The organism is Blautia sp. OF03-13 (genome assembly GCF_003460685.1).
GTDB lineage: Bacteria > Bacillota > Clostridia > Lachnospirales > Lachnospiraceae > Fusicatenibacter > Fusicatenibacter saccharivorans.
The window spans coordinates 263,805-281,898 of sequence record NZ_QTVR01000001.1 but is presented as its reverse complement, the minus strand read 5'-3'; the positions used below and the strand labels follow the sequence as shown (position 1 = coordinate 281,898).

The 18,094-nt window shown below is 49.3% G+C and carries 13 protein-coding genes, 2 tRNA genes and 3 pseudogenes; 12 read left to right on the top strand and 6 right to left on the bottom strand.

The genetic code is table 11. The features are described 5' to 3' along the window. Positions 1 to 1,218, top strand: coding sequence for a peptidase T (gene pepT, locus DXA55_RS01270; protein WP_117812837.1), 1,218 nt, complete (start codon positions 1 to 3; stop codon positions 1,216 to 1,218). 123 nt (positions 1,219 to 1,341) lie between these two features. On the opposite strand, the gene DXA55_RS01265 is transcribed toward pepT, so the two are convergent. Next, a tRNA-Glu gene (locus DXA55_RS01265) sits at positions 1,342 to 1,413 on the bottom strand. A gap of 208 nt (positions 1,414 to 1,621) precedes the next feature. Here DXA55_RS01265 and DXA55_RS01260 point away from each other — a divergent pair. The 3 genes and pseudogenes from DXA55_RS01260 to DXA55_RS01250 all read left to right on the top strand — a co-directional run bounded on the left by DXA55_RS01260 (position 1,622) and on the right by DXA55_RS01250 (position 6,604). Next, the gene (locus DXA55_RS01260) at positions 1,622 to 2,284 is read left to right on the top strand and encodes an HAD family hydrolase (protein WP_117812836.1); all 663 of its coding nucleotides are present in this window, start codon (positions 1,622 to 1,624) and stop codon (positions 2,282 to 2,284) included. 121 nt (positions 2,285 to 2,405) lie between these two features. Then, positions 2,406 to 4,330: pseudogene (locus DXA55_RS01255) on the top strand (DNA gyrase/topoisomerase IV subunit B). 18 nt (positions 4,331 to 4,348) lie between these two features. Then, a complete protein-coding gene (locus DXA55_RS01250) occupies positions 4,349 to 6,604 on the top strand; it encodes a DNA gyrase/topoisomerase IV subunit A (protein ID WP_117761589.1) in 2,256 nt (751 codons plus the stop codon). Positions 6,605 to 6,730: 126 nt separating this feature from the next. On the opposite strand, the pseudogene DXA55_RS01245 reads toward DXA55_RS01250, so the two are convergent. Next, positions 6,731 to 8,130 (bottom strand): annotated as a pseudogene (locus DXA55_RS01245) (citrate/2-methylcitrate synthase). A 310-nt stretch (positions 8,131 to 8,440) separates the two neighbouring features. Between DXA55_RS01245 and DXA55_RS01240 the strand changes: the two are divergent. Beyond that, positions 8,441 to 8,513, top strand: a tRNA-Thr gene (locus DXA55_RS01240). 191 nt (positions 8,514 to 8,704) lie between these two features. Here DXA55_RS01240 and DXA55_RS01235 read toward each other — a convergent pair. After that, complete coding sequence (locus tag DXA55_RS01235; RefSeq protein ID WP_117812835.1) at positions 8,705 to 9,352, bottom strand: epoxyqueuosine reductase QueH; 648 nt, start codon at positions 9,350 to 9,352, stop codon at positions 8,705 to 8,707. A gap of 110 nt (positions 9,353 to 9,462) precedes the next feature. Here DXA55_RS01235 and DXA55_RS01230 point away from each other — a divergent pair, with 110 nt between their 5' ends. The 7 genes from DXA55_RS01230 (at position 9,463) to asd (ending at position 16,031) form a co-directional block, all read left to right on the top strand. Then, complete coding sequence (locus DXA55_RS01230; protein WP_117812834.1) at positions 9,463 to 10,233, top strand: ABC transporter ATP-binding protein; 771 nt, start codon at positions 9,463 to 9,465, stop codon at positions 10,231 to 10,233. After that, complete coding sequence (locus DXA55_RS01225) at positions 10,220 to 11,071, top strand: ABC transporter permease (protein ID WP_242998327.1); 852 nt, start codon at positions 10,220 to 10,222, stop codon at positions 11,069 to 11,071. The genes DXA55_RS01230 and DXA55_RS01225 overlap by 14 nt, the downstream gene beginning before the upstream one ends. Beyond that, positions 10,968 to 11,384 (top strand): hypothetical protein, encoded by a 417-nt coding sequence (locus DXA55_RS01220; protein ID WP_055217698.1) that lies wholly within the window; start codon positions 10,968 to 10,970, stop codon positions 11,382 to 11,384. The genes DXA55_RS01225 and DXA55_RS01220 overlap by 104 nt, the downstream gene beginning before the upstream one ends. Then, positions 11,381 to 12,319, top strand: a complete 939-nt coding sequence (locus DXA55_RS01215) for a DNA/RNA non-specific endonuclease (protein WP_117812833.1) — start codon at positions 11,381 to 11,383, stop codon at positions 12,317 to 12,319. The genes DXA55_RS01220 and DXA55_RS01215 overlap by 4 nt, the downstream gene beginning before the upstream one ends. Before the next feature lie 72 nt (positions 12,320 to 12,391). Next, a complete protein-coding gene (locus DXA55_RS01210; RefSeq protein ID WP_055228577.1) occupies positions 12,392 to 13,285 on the top strand; it encodes a recombinase family protein in 894 nt (297 codons plus the stop codon). A 193-nt stretch (positions 13,286 to 13,478) separates the two neighbouring features. Further along, positions 13,479 to 14,858 (top strand): argininosuccinate lyase, encoded by a 1,380-nt coding sequence (gene argH, locus DXA55_RS01205; protein ID WP_117812856.1) that lies wholly within the window; start codon positions 13,479 to 13,481, stop codon positions 14,856 to 14,858. Positions 14,859 to 14,945: 87 nt separating this feature from the next. Further along, positions 14,946 to 16,031 (top strand): aspartate-semialdehyde dehydrogenase, encoded by a 1,086-nt coding sequence (asd, locus tag DXA55_RS01200; protein WP_022463016.1) that lies wholly within the window; start codon positions 14,946 to 14,948, stop codon positions 16,029 to 16,031. A gap of 65 nt (positions 16,032 to 16,096) precedes the next feature. Here the strand turns inward: asd and DXA55_RS19475 are convergent, their stop codons facing one another. The 3 genes and pseudogenes from DXA55_RS19475 to DXA55_RS01190 form a co-directional block, all read right to left on the bottom strand. Further along, positions 16,097 to 16,189, bottom strand: a complete 93-nt coding sequence (locus DXA55_RS19475) for a DUF6783 domain-containing protein (RefSeq protein WP_416388070.1) — start codon at positions 16,187 to 16,189, stop codon at positions 16,097 to 16,099. A gap of 65 nt (positions 16,190 to 16,254) precedes the next feature. Further along, positions 16,255 to 17,265 carry a GGGtGRT protein gene (locus DXA55_RS01195; protein WP_022463017.1) on the bottom strand — a complete coding sequence of 337 codons (1,011 nt, stop codon included), beginning with the start codon at positions 17,263 to 17,265 and terminating at the stop codon, positions 16,255 to 16,257. Between the two features lie 25 nt (positions 17,266 to 17,290). Next, positions 17,291 to 17,982 (bottom strand): annotated as a pseudogene (locus DXA55_RS01190) (iron-sulfur cluster assembly scaffold protein). Between the last annotated feature and the right edge of the window lie 112 nt (positions 17,983 to 18,094).

Below are 18,094 nucleotides of genomic sequence, written 5' to 3'. Positions count from 1 at the left end.
ATGAAAGCATATGAAAGATTACTGAATTATGTTAAAGTGCCGACACCGAGCAATGAGAAGAGCGGAACCCATCCGTCTTCCGAGTGTCAGAGAGTCCTGGCAGACCAGCTTGCAGAAGAAATGAAAGCGCTCGGCGTATCGGATGTCCGTGTAGAGGATAAATGCTACGTCTATGGAAAAATTCCGGCAACAAAAGGATACGAAGGAAAGACAAAACTGGGATTTATCGCACACATGGATACGGTATCTGATTTTGCAGATCATGCGGTAAATCCGATCGTACATGAAAATTATGACGGAAAGGATCTGAAGCTGGCTGACAGCGGAAGAACACTGGAAGTTTCAGTATTCCCGCATCTTCCATCCCTGGCCGGAAGAACACTGATCACAAGCGATGGAACAACGGTGCTCGGTGCTGATGACAAGGCGGGCGTGGCAGAGATTATGACACTGGCAGAAGTCCTTCTTGCCGGAGAAATCCCGCACGGTCCGATTTCCATCGGATTTACACCGGATGAGGAGATCGGTGAAGGTCCTGACTTTTTTGATGTTCCAGGCTTTGACGCAGAGTTTGCCTATACCGTGGACGGCGGCACAGAGGGAGAAATCGAATTCGAAAACTTCAATGCAGCCGGAGCGAAATTCACGGTGACCGGATTTAACATCCACCCAGGCGGAGCAAAAGACACGATGATCAATGCAATCGCTGTTGCAAGCGAGATCCAGTCTCTTCTGCCGGAAGCAGAGTCCCCGAGAAATACCGAAGGATATGAAGGCTTCTATCATCTGACCAGTATGTCCGGCGATGTGGCACATGCCGAGTCCGAGTACATCATCCGTGATCACGATGCAGAGAAATTTGCAGCAAAAGAAGAGAATCTGCGCCGGATTGAAAAAGCAATGAATGAAAAATACGGCGAGGGAACGGTAAAACTGGAGATCAAAGAGCAGTACCGCAACATGGCTGAGAAGATCCGTCCTTGCTACCATCTGATTGAGAATGCCGAAGAGGCAGCCAGAAGAGCCGGCATGGAGCCGATCGTTCTTCCGATCCGCGGCGGCACAGACGGCGCACGCTTAAGCTTCATGGGGCTGCCGTGCCCGAACATCGGAACCGGCGGATATGCATGCCATGGACCGTATGAGCACATTACCGTTGAGGGGATGGAAAAGACGATGGCAATGCTGAAAGAACTGGTTAAGATCTACGCAGAATAAAAGAGTTGTCAGAAAAAAGGAAAAGTCCGGCAGAAAACTGCCGGGCTTTTTTGCTGGCGTTTATGATAGGAAGAAAAAAATCAGCACAGCAAAAAACGGAGCCATGCAGGCTCCGATTAAAAGCAGTTCGTAGGGGAATCGAACCCCTGTTTTCGCCGTGAGAGGGCGACGTCTTAGCCTCTTGACCAACGAACCGTACTCGCTTATAATACACGATGTCTGGAGAAAATGCAAGTGTTTTTTTTGAAAAAAATTTAAAAAATTTCAAAAAGTAGCGAAATTCGCATTTTACTTGCATTTTTTGCCAGTTATGGTATGATGAAACAAACAAATGTTCTAAGAAAAAACAGAAATACGTTCTAAAAGGAAAGAAAAAAGAGTAGAATGGAGAAGGAGAAGACAAATGAAACAGTACAAAGGAGCCATTTTTGATCTGGACGGAACACTGCTCGACTCGATGCGGGTCTGGGATGACATCGATATTGCATTTTTAAAGAAGAGAGGACTTGAGGTTCCGCCGGATTATCAGGAGGCGATTACACCGCTCGGCTTTCTGGAGGCTGCCCGCTACACGATCAGACGGTTCGGCTTTCCGGAAACGCCGGAAGAGCTGATTCAGGAGTGGCATCAGATGGCGGTCGACGCCTATACGTATGAAGTGGAGTTAAAAGACGGGGCAGCAGAATATCTCCGCTATTTAAAAGAAAAAGGAATCCGCATGGCGGTTGCTACCTCATCGAGCCCGGAGCTGTATGAGCCGGCCTTAAAGAGAAATGGGATTTATGAGTATTTTAAAGCATTTGTCACCGTCTCGGAAGTAAAGCGCGGCAAGGGCTTTCCGGATATCTACGAGAAAGCGGCTGAAAAGCTGTCTCTTCCGCCGGAAACGTGTGTGGTATATGAAGATATCCTAGCGGGAATCCGCGGCGCCAAAATGGGCGGATTTGCGGCTGTGGGCGTGTATGACAGAAGCGGGGAAGGAAACCGCGCAAAGATGGAGCAGGAAGCAGACCGCTACGTGACTTCTTTTAAGGAGCTGATGAACGGAGGAGATTCTTTCTTCTAAAGAAAATCTTGCTATTCCGGGAAGAAAAATGATATAATAAAATACTGTGCCCCAAAATGGGACAGACAGAAGTATTTTTAAAAGAAAAAGACAGTAACACATAAGTGAGGATAGAACAGTTATGCCAAAAAAAGAAACGTATGATGCCAGCAGTATTTCCGTGCTGGAAGGTCTCGAAGCAGTGCGTAAGCGCCCTGGTATGTATATCGGAAGTACCTCGCGGAAAGGCCTGAATCATCTGATTTATGAAATTGTAGACAATGCGGTGGACGAGCATCTTGCGGGCTACTGCGACACCATTCACGTAACACTTGAAGCAGACGGCTCGGCGACCGTGACCGACAACGGCCGCGGAATCCCGGTCGGAATGCATGAAAAAGGCGTTCCGGCGGAGCGTCTCGTTTTTACAACCCTGCACGCCGGCGGTAAATTCGACAACAATGCGTACAAGACAAGCGGCGGTCTGCACGGTGTCGGTTCTTCGGTTGTCAATGCGCTTTCCACCTATCTTGACGTACAGGTCAGCCTCGGCGGCTGGGTTTACCACGACCGCTACGAACGAGGTGTTGCCGTACAGGAACTCGATGAGGATGGGCTGCTGCCGAAGATCGGAAAAACGAAGAACAGCGGAACCCGCATCAACTTCCTGCCGGATCCGGAAATCTTTGAGAAAACACGTTTTTCCGCAACAGAGGTCAAAAGTCGTCTCCATGAGACTGCATATCTGAATCCGGCGCTTACCATTTATTTTTCCGATCTGCGCGATGGAAAAGAGGAGCACCTGACGTATCACGAGCCGGACGGCATTGTTGGTTTTGTGCGTGATCTGAATAAGAACAAAGAGGCAATCCACGATCCGATTTATTTCAAAGGGGAATCTGAGGGCATTACCGTAGAATGTGCGTTCCAGTATATCAACGAATTCCAGGAAAACGTGCTCGGCTTCTGTAATAATATCTACAACGCTGAGGGCGGTACTCATATTTCCGGTTTCAAATCGACCTTTACGACGATTATGAACAGCTATGCCAGAGAGATCGGTGTCTTAAAAGAAAAAGACAATAACTTTACGGGATCGGATATCCGAAACGGTATGACCGCTGTTATTTCGATCAAGCACCCGGATCCGCGGTTCGAGGGCCAGACAAAAACGAAGCTGGACAACCCGGATGCGGCAAAGGCCGCCGGAAAAGTAACGGGCGAGGAGATTCCGCTGTATTTCGACCGCAATCTCGAAGTGCTGAAAAATGTTCTTGCCTGCGCTGAGCGATCTGCCAAAATCCGCAGAAGCGAAGAAAAAGCCAAGACGAATATGCTGACCAAGCAGAAATATTCGTTTGATACGAACGGCAAACTGGCAAACTGCGAGAAAAAGGATCCGTCGCTGTGCGAGATCTTTATCGTCGAGGGAGATTCTGCGGGCGGTTCCGCAAAGACGGCGCGTGACCGTAATTTCCAGGCAATTCTGCCGATCCGCGGTAAGATTCTGAACGTAGAGAAGGCTTCTATTGATAAAGTTCTGGCAAATGCCGAGATCAAATCCATGATCAATGCATTCGGCTGCGGCTTTTCCGAGGGTTACGGCAACGACTTCGATATCACAAAGCTCCGTTACGATAAAATTATCATCATGCAGATGCCGATGTCGACGGTGCGCATATTTCAACGCTGCTGCTGACACTGTTCTACCGTTTCATGCCGGAGCTGATCTACGAGGGACATGTCTATATCGCGATGCCGCCTCTTTACAAGGCAATGCCGTCCCGCGGAAAAGAAGAGTATCTGTACGACGACAAAGCACTGGAAAAATACAGAAAGACACACAAAGAAAAATTTACGCTGCAGCGCTACAAAGGTCTTGGCGAGATGGACCCGGAGCAGCTCTGGGAGACGACACTGAATCCGGAGACGAGACTTTTGAAGCGTGTGGAGATCGAGGATGCCCGTATGGCCTCCGATGTGACGGAAGTACTGATGGGAACCGAGGTTCCGCCGCGGAAAGCATTTATTTATGAGCATGCAACCGATGCAGAGCTGGATATTTAACAGGAAGGACAAAGGAAGATGAAAGAAAAATCAGAAGATCAGATTATACGGACCGAATATTCTGAGGTCATGCAGAAATCTTATATTGATTATGCGATGAGCGTCATCATTTCCCGAGCGCTTCCGGACGTGCGGGACGGTTTAAAGCCGGTACAGCGCCGTACTCTGTATGACATGTATGAGCTCGGCATCCAGTACGACAAGCCGTTCCGAAAGTGCGCGCGTATCGTCGGCGATACGATGGGTAAATACCATCCGCACGGCGACAGTTCCATTTACGATGCTCTTGTCGTAATGGCACAGGATTTCAAAAAAGGGCAGCCGCTTGTGGACGGTCACGGAAACTTCGGGTCGATTGAGGGTGACGGTGCCGCTGCAATGCGATACACCGAGGCGAGACTGCAGAAAATTACACAGGAGGTCTATTTAAAGGATCTCGACAAAGACGTTGTCGATTTCGTACCGAACTTCGACGAGACGGAAAAAGAGCCGTCTGTTCTGCCGGTGCGCGTGCCGAACCTTCTGTTGAATGGCGCAGACGGTATCGCTGTCGGTATGGCAACAAGCATTCCGCCGCACAACCTGTGTGAGATTGTGGATGCGGTCAAGGCCTACATGAAAAACAACGACATCACTGTCAAAGGTCTGATGAAATACATCAAAGGACCGGATTTCCCGACCGGCGGTATTGTCGTCAATCAGGATGACCTGCTGTCGATCTACGAAAAAGGTGTCGGAAAAATTAAAATCCGCGGAAAAGTGGAAGTGGAGAAAGGCAGAAACGGAAAGCAGTATCTTGTGATCACCGAAATTCCGTACCCGATGATCGGTGCGAACATCGGAAAGTTCCTGAACGATGTGGCGGGGCTTGTGGAGAGCAAGAAAGCGCCGGAAATTGTCGACATTTCCAACCAGTCTTCGAAAGAAGGAACACGCATCGTGCTCGAATTGAAAAAAGGCGCGGATGTGGAGCGGATCACGAATCTGCTGTACAAGAAAACACGTCTGGAAGATACGTTCGGTGTCAACATGCTCGCCGTGGCAGATGGAAGACCGGAGACGTTAAGCCTTAAACAGGTGATCGAGCATCACGTTGATTTCCAGTTTGAAGTGGCAACCCGCAAATACCAGAACCTTCTCCGCAAAGAGATGGAGCGTCGCGAGGTGCAGGAAGGTCTGATCAAGGCATGCGATGTGATCGATCTGATCATTGAGATCCTGCGCGGAAGCAAGACACAGAAGCAGGTCAAAGAGTGTCTGATTATGGGTGTGACCGATGGTATCCGCTTCAAATCAAAGTCAAGTGAGCGTATGGCAGCACAGCTCTGCTTTACGGAACGCCAGGCAACGGCGATTCTGGAGATGCGTCTGCAGAAACTGATCGGACTGGAAGTGGAAGCACTCTTAAAAGATCATGAGGCGACTGTGGCGAAGATTACGAAGTACGAGGATATCTTAAATCATTACGACTCGATGTCGGAAGTTATTATGGAAGATCTGACGCAGATAAAAAAAGAGTACGGCCACAAGCGGAAAACGGCGATTGAAAATGCTGAGGCGATTGTTCTTGAGGAGCCGAAGGTCGAGGAGATGGATGTTGTCTTCCTGATGGACCGCTTCGGTTATGCGAAGACGATCGATACGTCTGCTTACGAGCGGAACAAAGAGGCTGTGCACAACGAGAACAAATATGTGTTCCAGTGCAAAAACACCGATAAGATCTGCGTCTTTACGGATCTTGGCATGATGCACAGCATCAAAGTAATGGACATCCCGTATGGAAGATTCCGTGACAAGGGAACGCCGATCGACAACCTTGGAAATTACAGCAGCCAGAAGGAGCAGATGATTTACGTCGATGCACTGGAAAATATCAAGAACAATAAGCTGCTGTTCGTCAGCGCGGCCGGTATGGTAAAACTTGTCGATGGATCCGAGTTTGATGTCGTAAAACGAACGATCGCGGCGACGAAGCTTTCATCCGAGGAGGACCGTCTGATTCTTGCCGAGGTCTGCCAGGAGCAGGAGTATGTGGTTCTGCAGACGAAAAACGGTGTCTTCCTGCGCTTCCTTACGAGTGAAGTGCCGGAGAAGAAAAAAGCAGCCGTTGGTGTGCGTGGTATCCGTATGGCAGAGGACGACGCGGTAGAGCATGCGTATCTGCTGGCAAGCCGGATGGATTACACGATCACGTATCACGACAAAGAGATTTCTCTGACAGCGAAGATTAAGCTGGCAAAACGAGATACCAAGGGAACAAAGATCCGGGTATAACGCAGAGTTTTGTTTATAACCATGAGAAGCACGCTCCGCGGGTTTTTCGAGAGATCACTTGGCAATAAAAGGACACCTGCCCGATACCAGAACGGTACGGGGCAGGTGTCCTTTTCGCATAATTTTTTAGTTATTTGAAAAACTGTGGGAAGTCTTTCTTGGGGTTCTTCTTTCAATGGCAACGTACGGACGATGATGACCGACATATTTATAAGCCGGACGGATGATCTTTCCTTCGTTGACAAGCTCTTCGATCCGGTGTGCGGACCAGCCGGAGATACGGGAGATAGCAAAGATCGGGGTGTAGAGCTCTTTTGGAAGGCCAAGCATTGCGTAGACGAAACCGCTGTAGAAATCAACATTTGCACAGACTGGTTTGAGCAGACGGCGCTTTTTGGCGATACACTCGCCGGCAATGCGTTCTACAGACTCATAGAGAGCAAATTCTTTCTCGCGGTGCTTCTCAGCGGAAAGCTTTTTTGCATATTCTTTCAGAATCACACAACGTGGATCGGACAGGGTATAAACAGCATGGCCCATACCATAGACAAGACCAGTTCCATCGAATGCTTCACGATCAAGCATTTTGGTCAGGTAGGTGCGCAGTTCGTTTTCGTCTTCCCAGTTTGTAACATTCTCTTCAATATTTTCAAACATCTCCATAACCTTCAAGTTGGCACCGCGTGGCGCGGTCCTTTTAAGGAACTTAAAGAAGCCGCAACAGCAGAGTAGGTATCGGTTCCGGAGGAGGAGACAACGTGTGTCGTAAATGTTGAGTTATTTCCGCCGCCGTGGTCTGCGTGAAGAATTAACGCAACATCGAGAACCTTTGCCTCCAGAGCAGTGTATTCTCCATCCGGGTGAAGCATCTGCAGAATGTTTTCAGCCATCGACAGCTCCGGTTTCGGATTTCGGATGATCAGGTTCTGGTTTTCGTGGTAGTGGCGGTATGCATGGTAGCCGTAAACGGCGATCAGCGGCATTTTGGCGATCAGACTCAAAGCCTGGCGGAGGACGTTCGGAATGGAAATGTCATCCGGCTTTTCGTCGTAGGAATACAGGGTCAGCACACAGCGCTGCAGAGTATTCATCATGTTTTTGCTGGTTGCCTTCATGACAACGTCGCGGACAAAAGTGTCCGGCAGCTCGCGGTAGATACTTAAAATTTCGTTGAAATCATTTAACTGCGGTTCTGTCGGAAGAGAACCGAACAGAAGAAGATAGGTAATCTCTTCAAAACCGAAGCGTCGTCCTTCCATACCTTTGATCAGATCAGCGACGTTATAGCCCTGAAAATAGAGACGGCCATCGGTCGGAACTTTTTCGCCGGTGCGCTCATCAATATCGAAGCCGATAACATCGGAAATTTCGGTCAGGCCGGTGAGAACACCTTTACCAGTGGAATCACGCAGTCCCCGTTTTACATCGTACTCAGTGTATAAAGATAAATCAATCTTTCCGGAATCTTTCGTATACTCTACAAGCTGACTGAGCTTGTCTTCCAGATTATCGTATTGCATGGTCATGACAACAGCCCCTTTCTTCCTTTAGTTAAAAACTATACTTACTTTTTTGGCGGTTGTCAATGCTTTTCTTTCAAAATACATTAATTTTTATAAGGAAAAGGGATGGTTTTCCTTAATTTTGAAAGTAAGGACAAAGTTTATGCATAAAATTTGCGCCAGGGAGGTGAAAACAACAGGGATGGAAACGGCGGGAAATCAGTGGGGCGGAACAAATTTTAGAAAAAGATTCATAAATTTCAAAAAAATGCTTGCAATTTCAAAAAAATACGGTATAATAATGATTGTGTCATTCAGGAAATGAATTTCACAGGCCGAAATAGCTCAGCCGGTAGAGCACTTCACTCGTAATGAAGGGGTCGTCAGTTCGAATCTGATTTTCGGCTTATTCTTTAGAAACCCGCAGGACGTAAGGTTCTGCGGGTTTTCTGGTATCATGAGAAATATGACAGAAATACGAACGCCTTTGCAGGAAAAAGATCTGCTGCAAAGGGCGTTTGCTGTTACAAGTTTCAGGAAAATCAGTTCGTACAGCATATCCTGACGGAGCTTTTGGCCGGGCACTTCAAAGAGCACATCAGCTGTTGCCATTTTCCTGTGCTGCCACCCGTGCGTCGCGTTCCCGGCGGGAAAAGACGCAGCCGCAGTAGTCCTGGCGGTAGAGGCCGTATTCATGGGAAAGTTCGATGGAACGCTGGTAGCCGCCCCGTTTCTTGAAATCTGAATTGAGATATGGGATCCCGTATTCGGCGGCAAGCCGTTCTCCGATTTCATTCAGCTTTTCCGCGTTTTTCAGCGGGCTGATGGAGAGGGTTGTTGTAAAATAGTCGAGTTTGAGCTGCTTTGCCATTTCGGCCGCTTCGCGGAGCCGTATTTCATAGCAGACAAAACAGCGCTCGCCGCCCTCCGGCACATTTTCCATCCCGCGTGTCAGTTCATAGAACCGGTCAGAATCGTACGGGCCGGGGCAGAAGGAAATCGGATGCACGGCGGGAAGAGAATGGATCAGACGCTGCTGTTCCTCCACGCGGTGCTCGTACTCCGTCGGCGGATAGATGTTGGGATTATAGTAAAAGAGCGTAATGGAAAAATACTGCGACAGATATTCCAGCACGTAACTGCTGCACGGCGCACAGCAGCTGTGCAGCAGCAAGGTCGGAACTTCACCGTGAAGTCCTGCAATCTTCGCATCCAGCTCCTTCTGGTAATTTCTTTTATTGGCCATAATGTATCTTCAAACCTCCTGGTATCTTTCAATCCTTTCTATTATAGCCTCAGCGCGGCTGGGATGCAAGCTGCATATGATATCTTATAGATAGAGGAGGATGCAAAAAAATGGATGATCAAATCCTGTCATTAGAGCATATATCACTGTCCTATCACACCATGAAAGGAGAAACACCGGCGCTGTGCGATCTGACCTTTTCGGTAAACCCGGGGGAATTTGTTGCTCTTGTCGGACCGAGCGGCTGCGGAAAGAGCACGATCCTGAACTTGATTTCCGGTCTTTTAAAGCCGGAGGCGGGAACTCTGCTGAGCCGCGGACGGCCGATCACGGAGGCGGATCTCCATATCGGCTATATGCTGCAGAGAGACCACCTGTTTGAATGGCGGACCATCTACAGCAACGTTCTGCTGGGCCTTGAGATTTCGCGCACGCTGACACCCGAGCGGAAAGAAAAAGTCGGGGAGATGATGGAGACATACGGCCTGAAATCCTTTTCCAATGCCCGTCCGTCCGAACTTTCCGGCGGTATGCGGCAGAGGGCGGCACTGATCCGTACACTGGCGATGGAGCCGGATCTTCTGCTGCTTGACGAGCCGTTCTCCGCTCTCGACTACCAGACGAGGCTGAACGTCTGTGATGATATCGGAAAGATCATCAAAAAAGAGGGAAAGACAGCAATTCTCGTGACACACGATATTTCGGAGGCCATCAGCATGGCGGACCGTGTGATTGTTCTGGCGGCACGGCCGGCATATGTGAAAAAAAAGATTCCGATCCGGTTTGCGATGGAGGAGCGCACGCCGATGAAAGCGCGCAGTGCGCCGGAATTTAAAACGTATTTCAATGCCATCTGGAAGGAGCTGAATGAAAATGCGTGAGCAGGCAAAAACGCCGGAGAGCAGCTTTCAGAGGGCGTATCTCCGGCAGAAAAAAAGAGAACGGGAGCAGGTGCGGGTGTTTCGGGCTTTGCTTCTCGTCAGTTTTCTGGTATTATGGGAGGTGGCGGCGGATCTGAGATGGATCGATCCGTTTATCTTTTCCAGCCCTGTGCGGGTGGGAAAAACGTTCGTGACCCTGCTGACGGAGCAGAACCTTCTGCGCCATATCGGGATCACGGTGTATGAGACGGGAATCAGCTTTCTGCTCGTCTCGGCACTTGGCATGGCGTTCGCTGTGCTTTTGTGGCTCTTTCCGCGCTTTTCTGCGGTGATGGAGCCGTACCTGGTAGTCCTGAACAGCCTGCCGAAATCGGCGCTCGCCCCGCTTCTCATTGTGTGGATGGGGGCAAACGTGAAAACGATCATCACGGCCGGCATTTCCGTTGCGATATTCGGCTCGGTGATCAGCATTTACAGCAGCTTTCAGGGTGTGGAGCCGGATATGCTCCGCCTGATTGCAACACTCGGCGGAACGAAGAAGGATATGCTGTTCCGCGTCGTGCTGCCGTGGTCGCTTCCGGGGCTGCTCGCCGTGTGGAAGGTCAACATCGGCCTGTGCCTCGTCGGTGTTGTAATCGGAGAGTTTATCGGGGCAAGAGAGGGGCTTGGCTATCTGATTATCTACGGCAGTCAGGTGTTCAGATATGCACACGCAAGAGAAGGGAGGATGACAGATGATTGGAATCGTATGTCTGGAAGAACGAAGAGGAATGCAGTTTGGCGGACGACGCGTTTCGCGGGACCGCGTGGTAACGGAAAAAATCTGCGAACTGTGTGAGGGGAAAACGCTCTGGATGAATCCGGCTTCGGAAAAGCTGTTCGCGGAGCAGAAGGAGAGTGGGAAGGTAACACTTCAGGCGGCGGCAGATTTTCTGGAGCAGGCAGGTGAAGGAGAATACTGCTTTGTGGAGAATACGGGACTGCAGGCTGTGGAAGCGAAGATAGAGAAAATCATCGTTTTCTGGTGGAACCGGCATTATCCGTCTGACCGGAAATTCGACCTGGATCTTTCCAAATGGAATAAAGTGTCCGAGGAGGAGTTTGCAGGCTATTCCCATGAGAAAATAACGAAAGAGGTATATGAGAAATGAAAAAACCAAGAAAACAGCTTCTGCTGCTGGCGGCGCTTCTTGTTCTGATACTGACCGGCTGTGAGGCGCAGGATCTTCTCTCGACGGAGAGAGCAGATTCCGGTTCGGAGGTTACGGCCGCTTATACGATGACGGAATCCCAGATTACCGATCAGGCACCGACGGCTGTTTCAGTTCTTGATGTTCCGGAGTTTTCCGGTGAACCGTATGTCGTTTTAAACGGAAATGAGCCGGATTTTACCGATGAGGAAAAGACGACCGAGTCGTACGAGCATTACAGCGATCTGGACAGCCTGGGACGGTGCGGCGTGGCAGAGGCGAATATCGGCCAGGATCTGATGCCGACGGAGAAGCGCGGCGCGATCGGCCAGGTAAAGCCGACGGGCTGGCATACGGTAAAATACGATCAGGTGGAAGGTAAATATCTGTACAACCGCTGCCATCTGATCGGATACCAGCTGACCGGTGAGAATGCAAACGAGAAGAATCTGATCACTGGAACACGTTATCTGAATGTCGAGGGCATGCTGCCGTTTGAAAACATGGTTGCCGACTACGTCAAAGAGACCGGAAACCATGTGCTGTACCGCGTTACACCAATTTTTACCGGGGACGACCTTGTAGCGGACGGTGTGGAGATGGAGGCACTTTCCATGGAAGATGACGGCGAGGGCATTTCCTTCCATATCTTCGCATACAACAATCAGCCGGGCATCTCGATTAATTATGCAACGGGAGACAGCACGTTAAGCGAAAGCAGCGGAACGATGACGGATCAGCAGGAATATGTCATGAACACATCCAGCATGAAATTCCACCTGCCGTCATGCTCCAGCGTCAACTCGATTAAGGATGAAAACAAGGCGACATATCAGGGACCGCGCGAGGATCTGATCGCCGAAGGCTATGAGCCGTGCGGACGGTGCAATCCTTAAAAAGAAATTACAAAAAGAGGGTCGGAACTTTCCGGTCCTTTTTTCTATATAGTAAAGAGAAGCATCTGGAAAGTGAGACAGGAGATGGAAGAGGAGAAACTGCGTGCGGTTTATTATGCAAGGTGCAGCACCGAGGAGGAAAACCAGAAGGATGCGCTGGTAAGGCAGGCGGCGGAGGCGGAAGAGGCAATCCGGGCAAGAGGATGGAGGCTTGTGGATGCCTACGTGGAGAGCCGCTCCGGTACGAGCCGGAAGGGCAGATGGGAATATAACCGCCTGTACGAGGATCTCGAGCAGAACCGGTTTGATGTCGTCGTAATCAAGTCACAGGACCGCCTGATGCGGAACACGCGGGACTGGTATCTGTTCGCAGACCGCTTAAACTGCGCCGGAAAGCGGCTGTATTTTTATCTGGAGAACACATTCTATTCGCCGGAAGACGCGCTTCTGACCGGCATTAAGGCGATTCTGGCGGAGGAGTACAGCCGGGAGCTGAGCAAGAAGATGAATCTGGCGCACCAGAAACGGCAGCAGAATAATGGAAAGCCGGTGCTGACCTCAAAAAGTTATGGTTACCGGCGGACGGCAGACGGAGCGATTGAGATCATCCCGGAGGAGGCCGCAGTGAAGCGCCGTATGTACGAACTCTGTGCAGACGGTCTCGGCGGACGGAAAATTGCGGCGGTTCTGGCAGCGGAGGGCGTCCGCAGCCGCGCCGGAAAACCATTCTCTGGAACAGACATTATCCGCATGGTGCGGAATCCCATGAATAAAGGCACCGTAGTCATGAACAAGAAGCATTACGATTTTAACACCGGAAAAACGCTCCCTACACCGCCGGGCGGGCAGTACGTCTATGCGGGGAAAATTCCTGCTATCGTCTCTGAAGAGCTCTGGATAGCGGCAAATCGGGCGGCTGACGAGCGTCTCTGCCGCAAAAAGGTGGGCAAATCTGTTCAGACTTGACTGGGTAATCCTGTCCATCCTGATCCTCTGCCTCGTTGCGGCAGGATTGTACGGCATCTTGGGCTGGCTGGAAAAAAACTACACAAAACGCCGAAATTCGGGAAAGTAGGTGATTTGACTTGCAAAGGGAGGTTGGATGCTTGTATAATAATGCATGATAATTTAAAAAACTTACAGGAAAAGAGGAATGAAAATGGCACAGTTATGGGGCGGACGGTTCACAAAAGAGACCGACAAGTTAGTGTATAATTTTAATGCATCCATCAGCTTTGATCAGAAATTCTATAAACAGGACATCAAAGGCAGCATGGCACATGTAAAGATGCTGGCAAAACAGGGCATCCTGACAGAAGAGGAGAGAAACCAGATTCTGGAAGGACTGGAAGGCATTCTTGCCGATGTAGAGAGCGGAAAACTGGAAATCACCAGCGAATATGAGGATATTCACAGCTTCGTGGAGGCAAACCTGATCGACCGCATCGGAGACGCCGGAAAGAAGCTGCACACCGGAAGAAGCCGCAATGACCAGGTAGCTCTCGATATGAAACTTTATGTCCGCGATGAGATCACCGAGATTGATGCACTCGTCAAAGAGGTGCTGGTAACACTCGAAAAAATCATGGAAGAGAACATTCACACCTATATGCCGGGATTCACCCATCTGCAGAAAGCACAGCCGATCACACTGGCACATCACATGGGCGCATATTTTGAAATGTTCCGCCGCGACAGAGGCCGCCTTGCAGACATCTACAAGAGAATGAATTACTGTCCGCTCGGTTCCGGTGCGCTGGCTGGAACGACGTATCCGCTGGACCGCGCTTACACCGCAGAGCTGCTCGGCTTTGACGGCCCGACCTTAAACAGCATGGATTCCGTATCCGACCGTGACTATGTCATCGAGCTCCTCAGTGCTCTTTCTACGATTATGATGCATCTTTCCCGCTTCTCCGAGGAGATCATCATCTGGAATACCAATGAGTACCAGTTTGTGGACATCGACGACGCATACAGCACCGGAAGCAGTATCATGCCGCAGAAAAAGAATCCGGATATCGCAGAGCTTGTTCGAGGAAAAACAGGCCGCGTTTACGCAGCTCTGATGTCAATGCTCACCACCATGAAGGGAATCCCGCTGGCGTACAACAAAGATATGCAGGAGGATAAAGAGCTGACCTTCGATGCCATCGACACCGTAAAAGGATGCCTGGCTCTGTTCAATGGCATGGTTTCTACCATGCACTTCAAAAAAGACCGCATGGAGAACAGTGCAAAGAACGGTTTCACGAATGCAACGGACGCAGCCGATTACCTTGTTGGAAAAGGCGTTCCGTTCCGCGATGCACATGGCATTGTCGGCCGTCTCGTTCTGTACTGCATTGACAAAGGAATCTCCCTTGATGATATGAAACTCGAAGAGTACAAAGCGATCAGCCCGGTCTTCGAGGATGATATTTATGATGCCATCAGCATGAAGAACTGCGTAGAACGACGCAACACGATCGGTGCGCCGGGAGCAGATGCGATGCTGGCTGTCATCGAGCAGAATAAAAAATATTTACAGGAAAATTGAAAAAACAGTTGCAATTTTGAAAAAATTGGTATAGTATGACATGAGACGCACAAATGTACGCCACAGAAGAACAAGGAGATGAAACCAATGGAGCAGAAATTGAGAGTAGGAATTTTAGGAGCAACCGGTATGGTAGGACAGAGATTTATTTCTCTGCTGGAGAACCATCCGTGGTTTGAAGTTGTGACCCTGGCAGCAAGTCCGAGAAGTGCCGGAAAAACATATGAGGAAGCAGTCGGCGGACGCTGGAAAATGGATACTCCAATGCCGGAAGCAGTGAAAAAGCTCGTTGTGATGAATGTAAATGATGTAGAGCATGTGGCATCTACCGTAGATTTTGTATTTTCCGCTGTTGATATGTCGAAAGATGAGATCAAAGCGATTGAGGAAGCATATGCAAAGACCGAGACACCGGTTGTTTCCAACAACAGCGCACACCGCTGGACACCGGATGTTCCGATGGTAGTTCCGGAAATCAACCCGGAGCACTTCGATGTTATCGAGTTTCAGAAAAAACGTCTGGGAACCAAGAGAGGCTTTATCGCTGTAAAACCGAACTGCTCAATCCAGAGCTATGCACCGGTATTAACGGCATGGAAAGAGTTCGAGCCATATGAAGTGGTTGCAACCACATACCAGGCAATTTCCGGAGCAGGAAAAACCTTCAAAGACTGGCCGGAGATGGAAGGAAACATCATCCCGTTCATCGGCGGAGAAGAAGAGAAGAGCGAGCAGGAGCCGCTTCGTATCTGGGGTAAAATTGAAAACGGCGTGATCGTAAAAGCAACTGAGCCGAAGATCACCTGTCAGTGTATCCGTGTTCCGGTATTAAACGGACACACCGCAGCTGTTTTCGTAAAATTCCGCAAGAAACCGACGAAAGAGCAGCTGATCGAAAAACTGGAGAACTTCAAAGGCCTTCCGCAGGAGCTGAATCTGCCAAGCGCACCGAAACAGTTCATCCGTTACATGACAGAAGATAACCGTCCGCAGGTAACACTGGATGTCAACTACGAGAACGGTATGGGAATCAACGTAGGCCGTTTAAGAGAGGATTCCATCTACGACTGGAAATTCGTAGGTCTGTCCCACAACACGGTCCGCGGCGCAGCAGGCGGAGCAGTACTTTGTGCAGAGACACTGGTTGCAAAGAAGTTTATCGCTGCAAAATAATGCTTAGAATGATATAAAAAACGCTCTGAAACGTTTTGGATTCAGAGGCGTTTTTTGTGCATGGATCAAAATAACATAGCATGTGTTTGAAACATCGTTCCTGCAATCTGCACGCCCAATTTTGCAGGGTATCGAAAGCAGCAAAAAAGAAGCGCCATACGGAAAATCCCGCGGCGCTTCTTTTCTGCTCAAATAATTCTATTTACGCAAGTATTGGATAACTTTAGAATTTGCCAGCTTTTGCTGCCTCTTCAACAGCTACAGCAACAGCAACAGTCATACCAACCATCGGGTTGTTTCCTGCGCCGATCAGACCCATCATCTCTACGTGAGCCGGTACAGAAGAAGAACCTGCAAACTGAGCGTCAGAATGCATACGTCCCATTGTATCGGTCATACCGTAGGAAGCAGGACCTGCTGCCATGTTGTCCGGGTGAAGAGTACGTCCTGTACCACCGCCGGAAGCAACGGAGAAGTATTTTTTACCAGCTTCGATACGCTCTTTTTTGTAGGTACCTGCAACTGGATGCTGGAAACGAGTCGGGTTGGTGGAGTTTCCGGTGATGGAAACGTCAACGTTCTCTTTCCACATGATAGCAACGCCTTCACGAACGTCGTTAGCGCCGTAGCAGTTAACTTTCGCACGCGGTCCATCGGAGTATGCTTTTCTGAATACTTCTTTCAGTTCTCCGGTGTAGTAGTCATACTCAGTCTCTACATAAGTAAAGCCGTTGATACGAGCGATGATCTGAGCAGCGTCTTTTCCAAGACCGTTCAGGATAACACGCAGAGGTTTCTGACGTACTTTGTTTGCTTTTTCAGCGATACCGATAGCACCCTCAGCAGCTGCGAAGGACTCATGTCCAGCCAGGAATGCGAAGCACTCGGTATCCTCTTCCAGAAGCATTTTACCAAGGTTACCATGGCCAAGACCAACTTTACGCTGATCTGCTACAGAACCCGGGATACAGAAGGACTGAAGTCCCTCACCGATTGCTGCAGCAGCTTCAGAAGCTTTGCGGCATCCTTTTTTGATTGCGATTGCTGCGCCTACAGTGTAAGCCCATTTTGCATTCTCGAAGCAGATTGGCTGAATGCCTTCGATCATTTTGTATACATCAAGGCCAGCAGCTTTTGTAACTTCTGCAGCTTCTTCGATGGAGTTGATTCCGTACTCAGCAAGCTTAGCCAGAATCTGTTTCTCTCTTCTTTCATATGATTCAAATAAAGCCATTTTCCTATCCTCCTAAATTATCTGATTACTCTTTTCTCGGGTCAACGATCTTAACAGCATCAGCAACACGTCCGTACTGTCCGCTTGCTTTTTCGAAAGCTGTGTTTGCATCATCGCCGGCTTTGATGAAGTCCATCATCTTTCCGAAGTTGATGAATTTGTAACCGATAATCTCATCATCTGCATCCAGAGCGATACCTGTTACATAACCGTCGGTCATCTCCAGATAACGAGGTCCTTTTGCAAGAGTTCCGTACATGGTACCAACCTGGGAACGAAGTCCTTTACCAAGGTCTTCCAGGCCTGCGCCTACAACCAGTCCGTCCTCGGAGAATGCACTCTGGCTTCTTCCGTAAACGATCTGCAGGAAGAGCTCTCTCATAGCAGTATTGATAGCATCACACACAAGGTCAGTATTCAGTGCCTCAAGGATGGTAAGTCCTGGCAGAATCTCAGATGCCATAGCTGCAGAATGAGTCATTCCTGAACATCCGATGGTCTCAACGAGAGCTTCCTGGATAACGCCCTCTTTTACGTTCAGAGTCAGCTTGCAGGTACCCTGCTGCGGTGCGCACCAGCCAATACCGTGAGTGAATCCGGAAATGTCTTTGATTTCTTTTGCTTTTACCCATTTTGCTTCCTCCGGAATCGGAGCTGCACCGTGATGCACGCCCTGGGCAACCGGACACATCATTCTACTTCGTGTGAATAAGTCATTGTTAAACTCCTTTCAAATATGTACTTATTTGAGCTTTTGTCTTTCGAACGGACTGTTTCCAGCCTGTTCACAGACCTATGGTTATTGTCTCACAAAATTGGTCATTCGTCC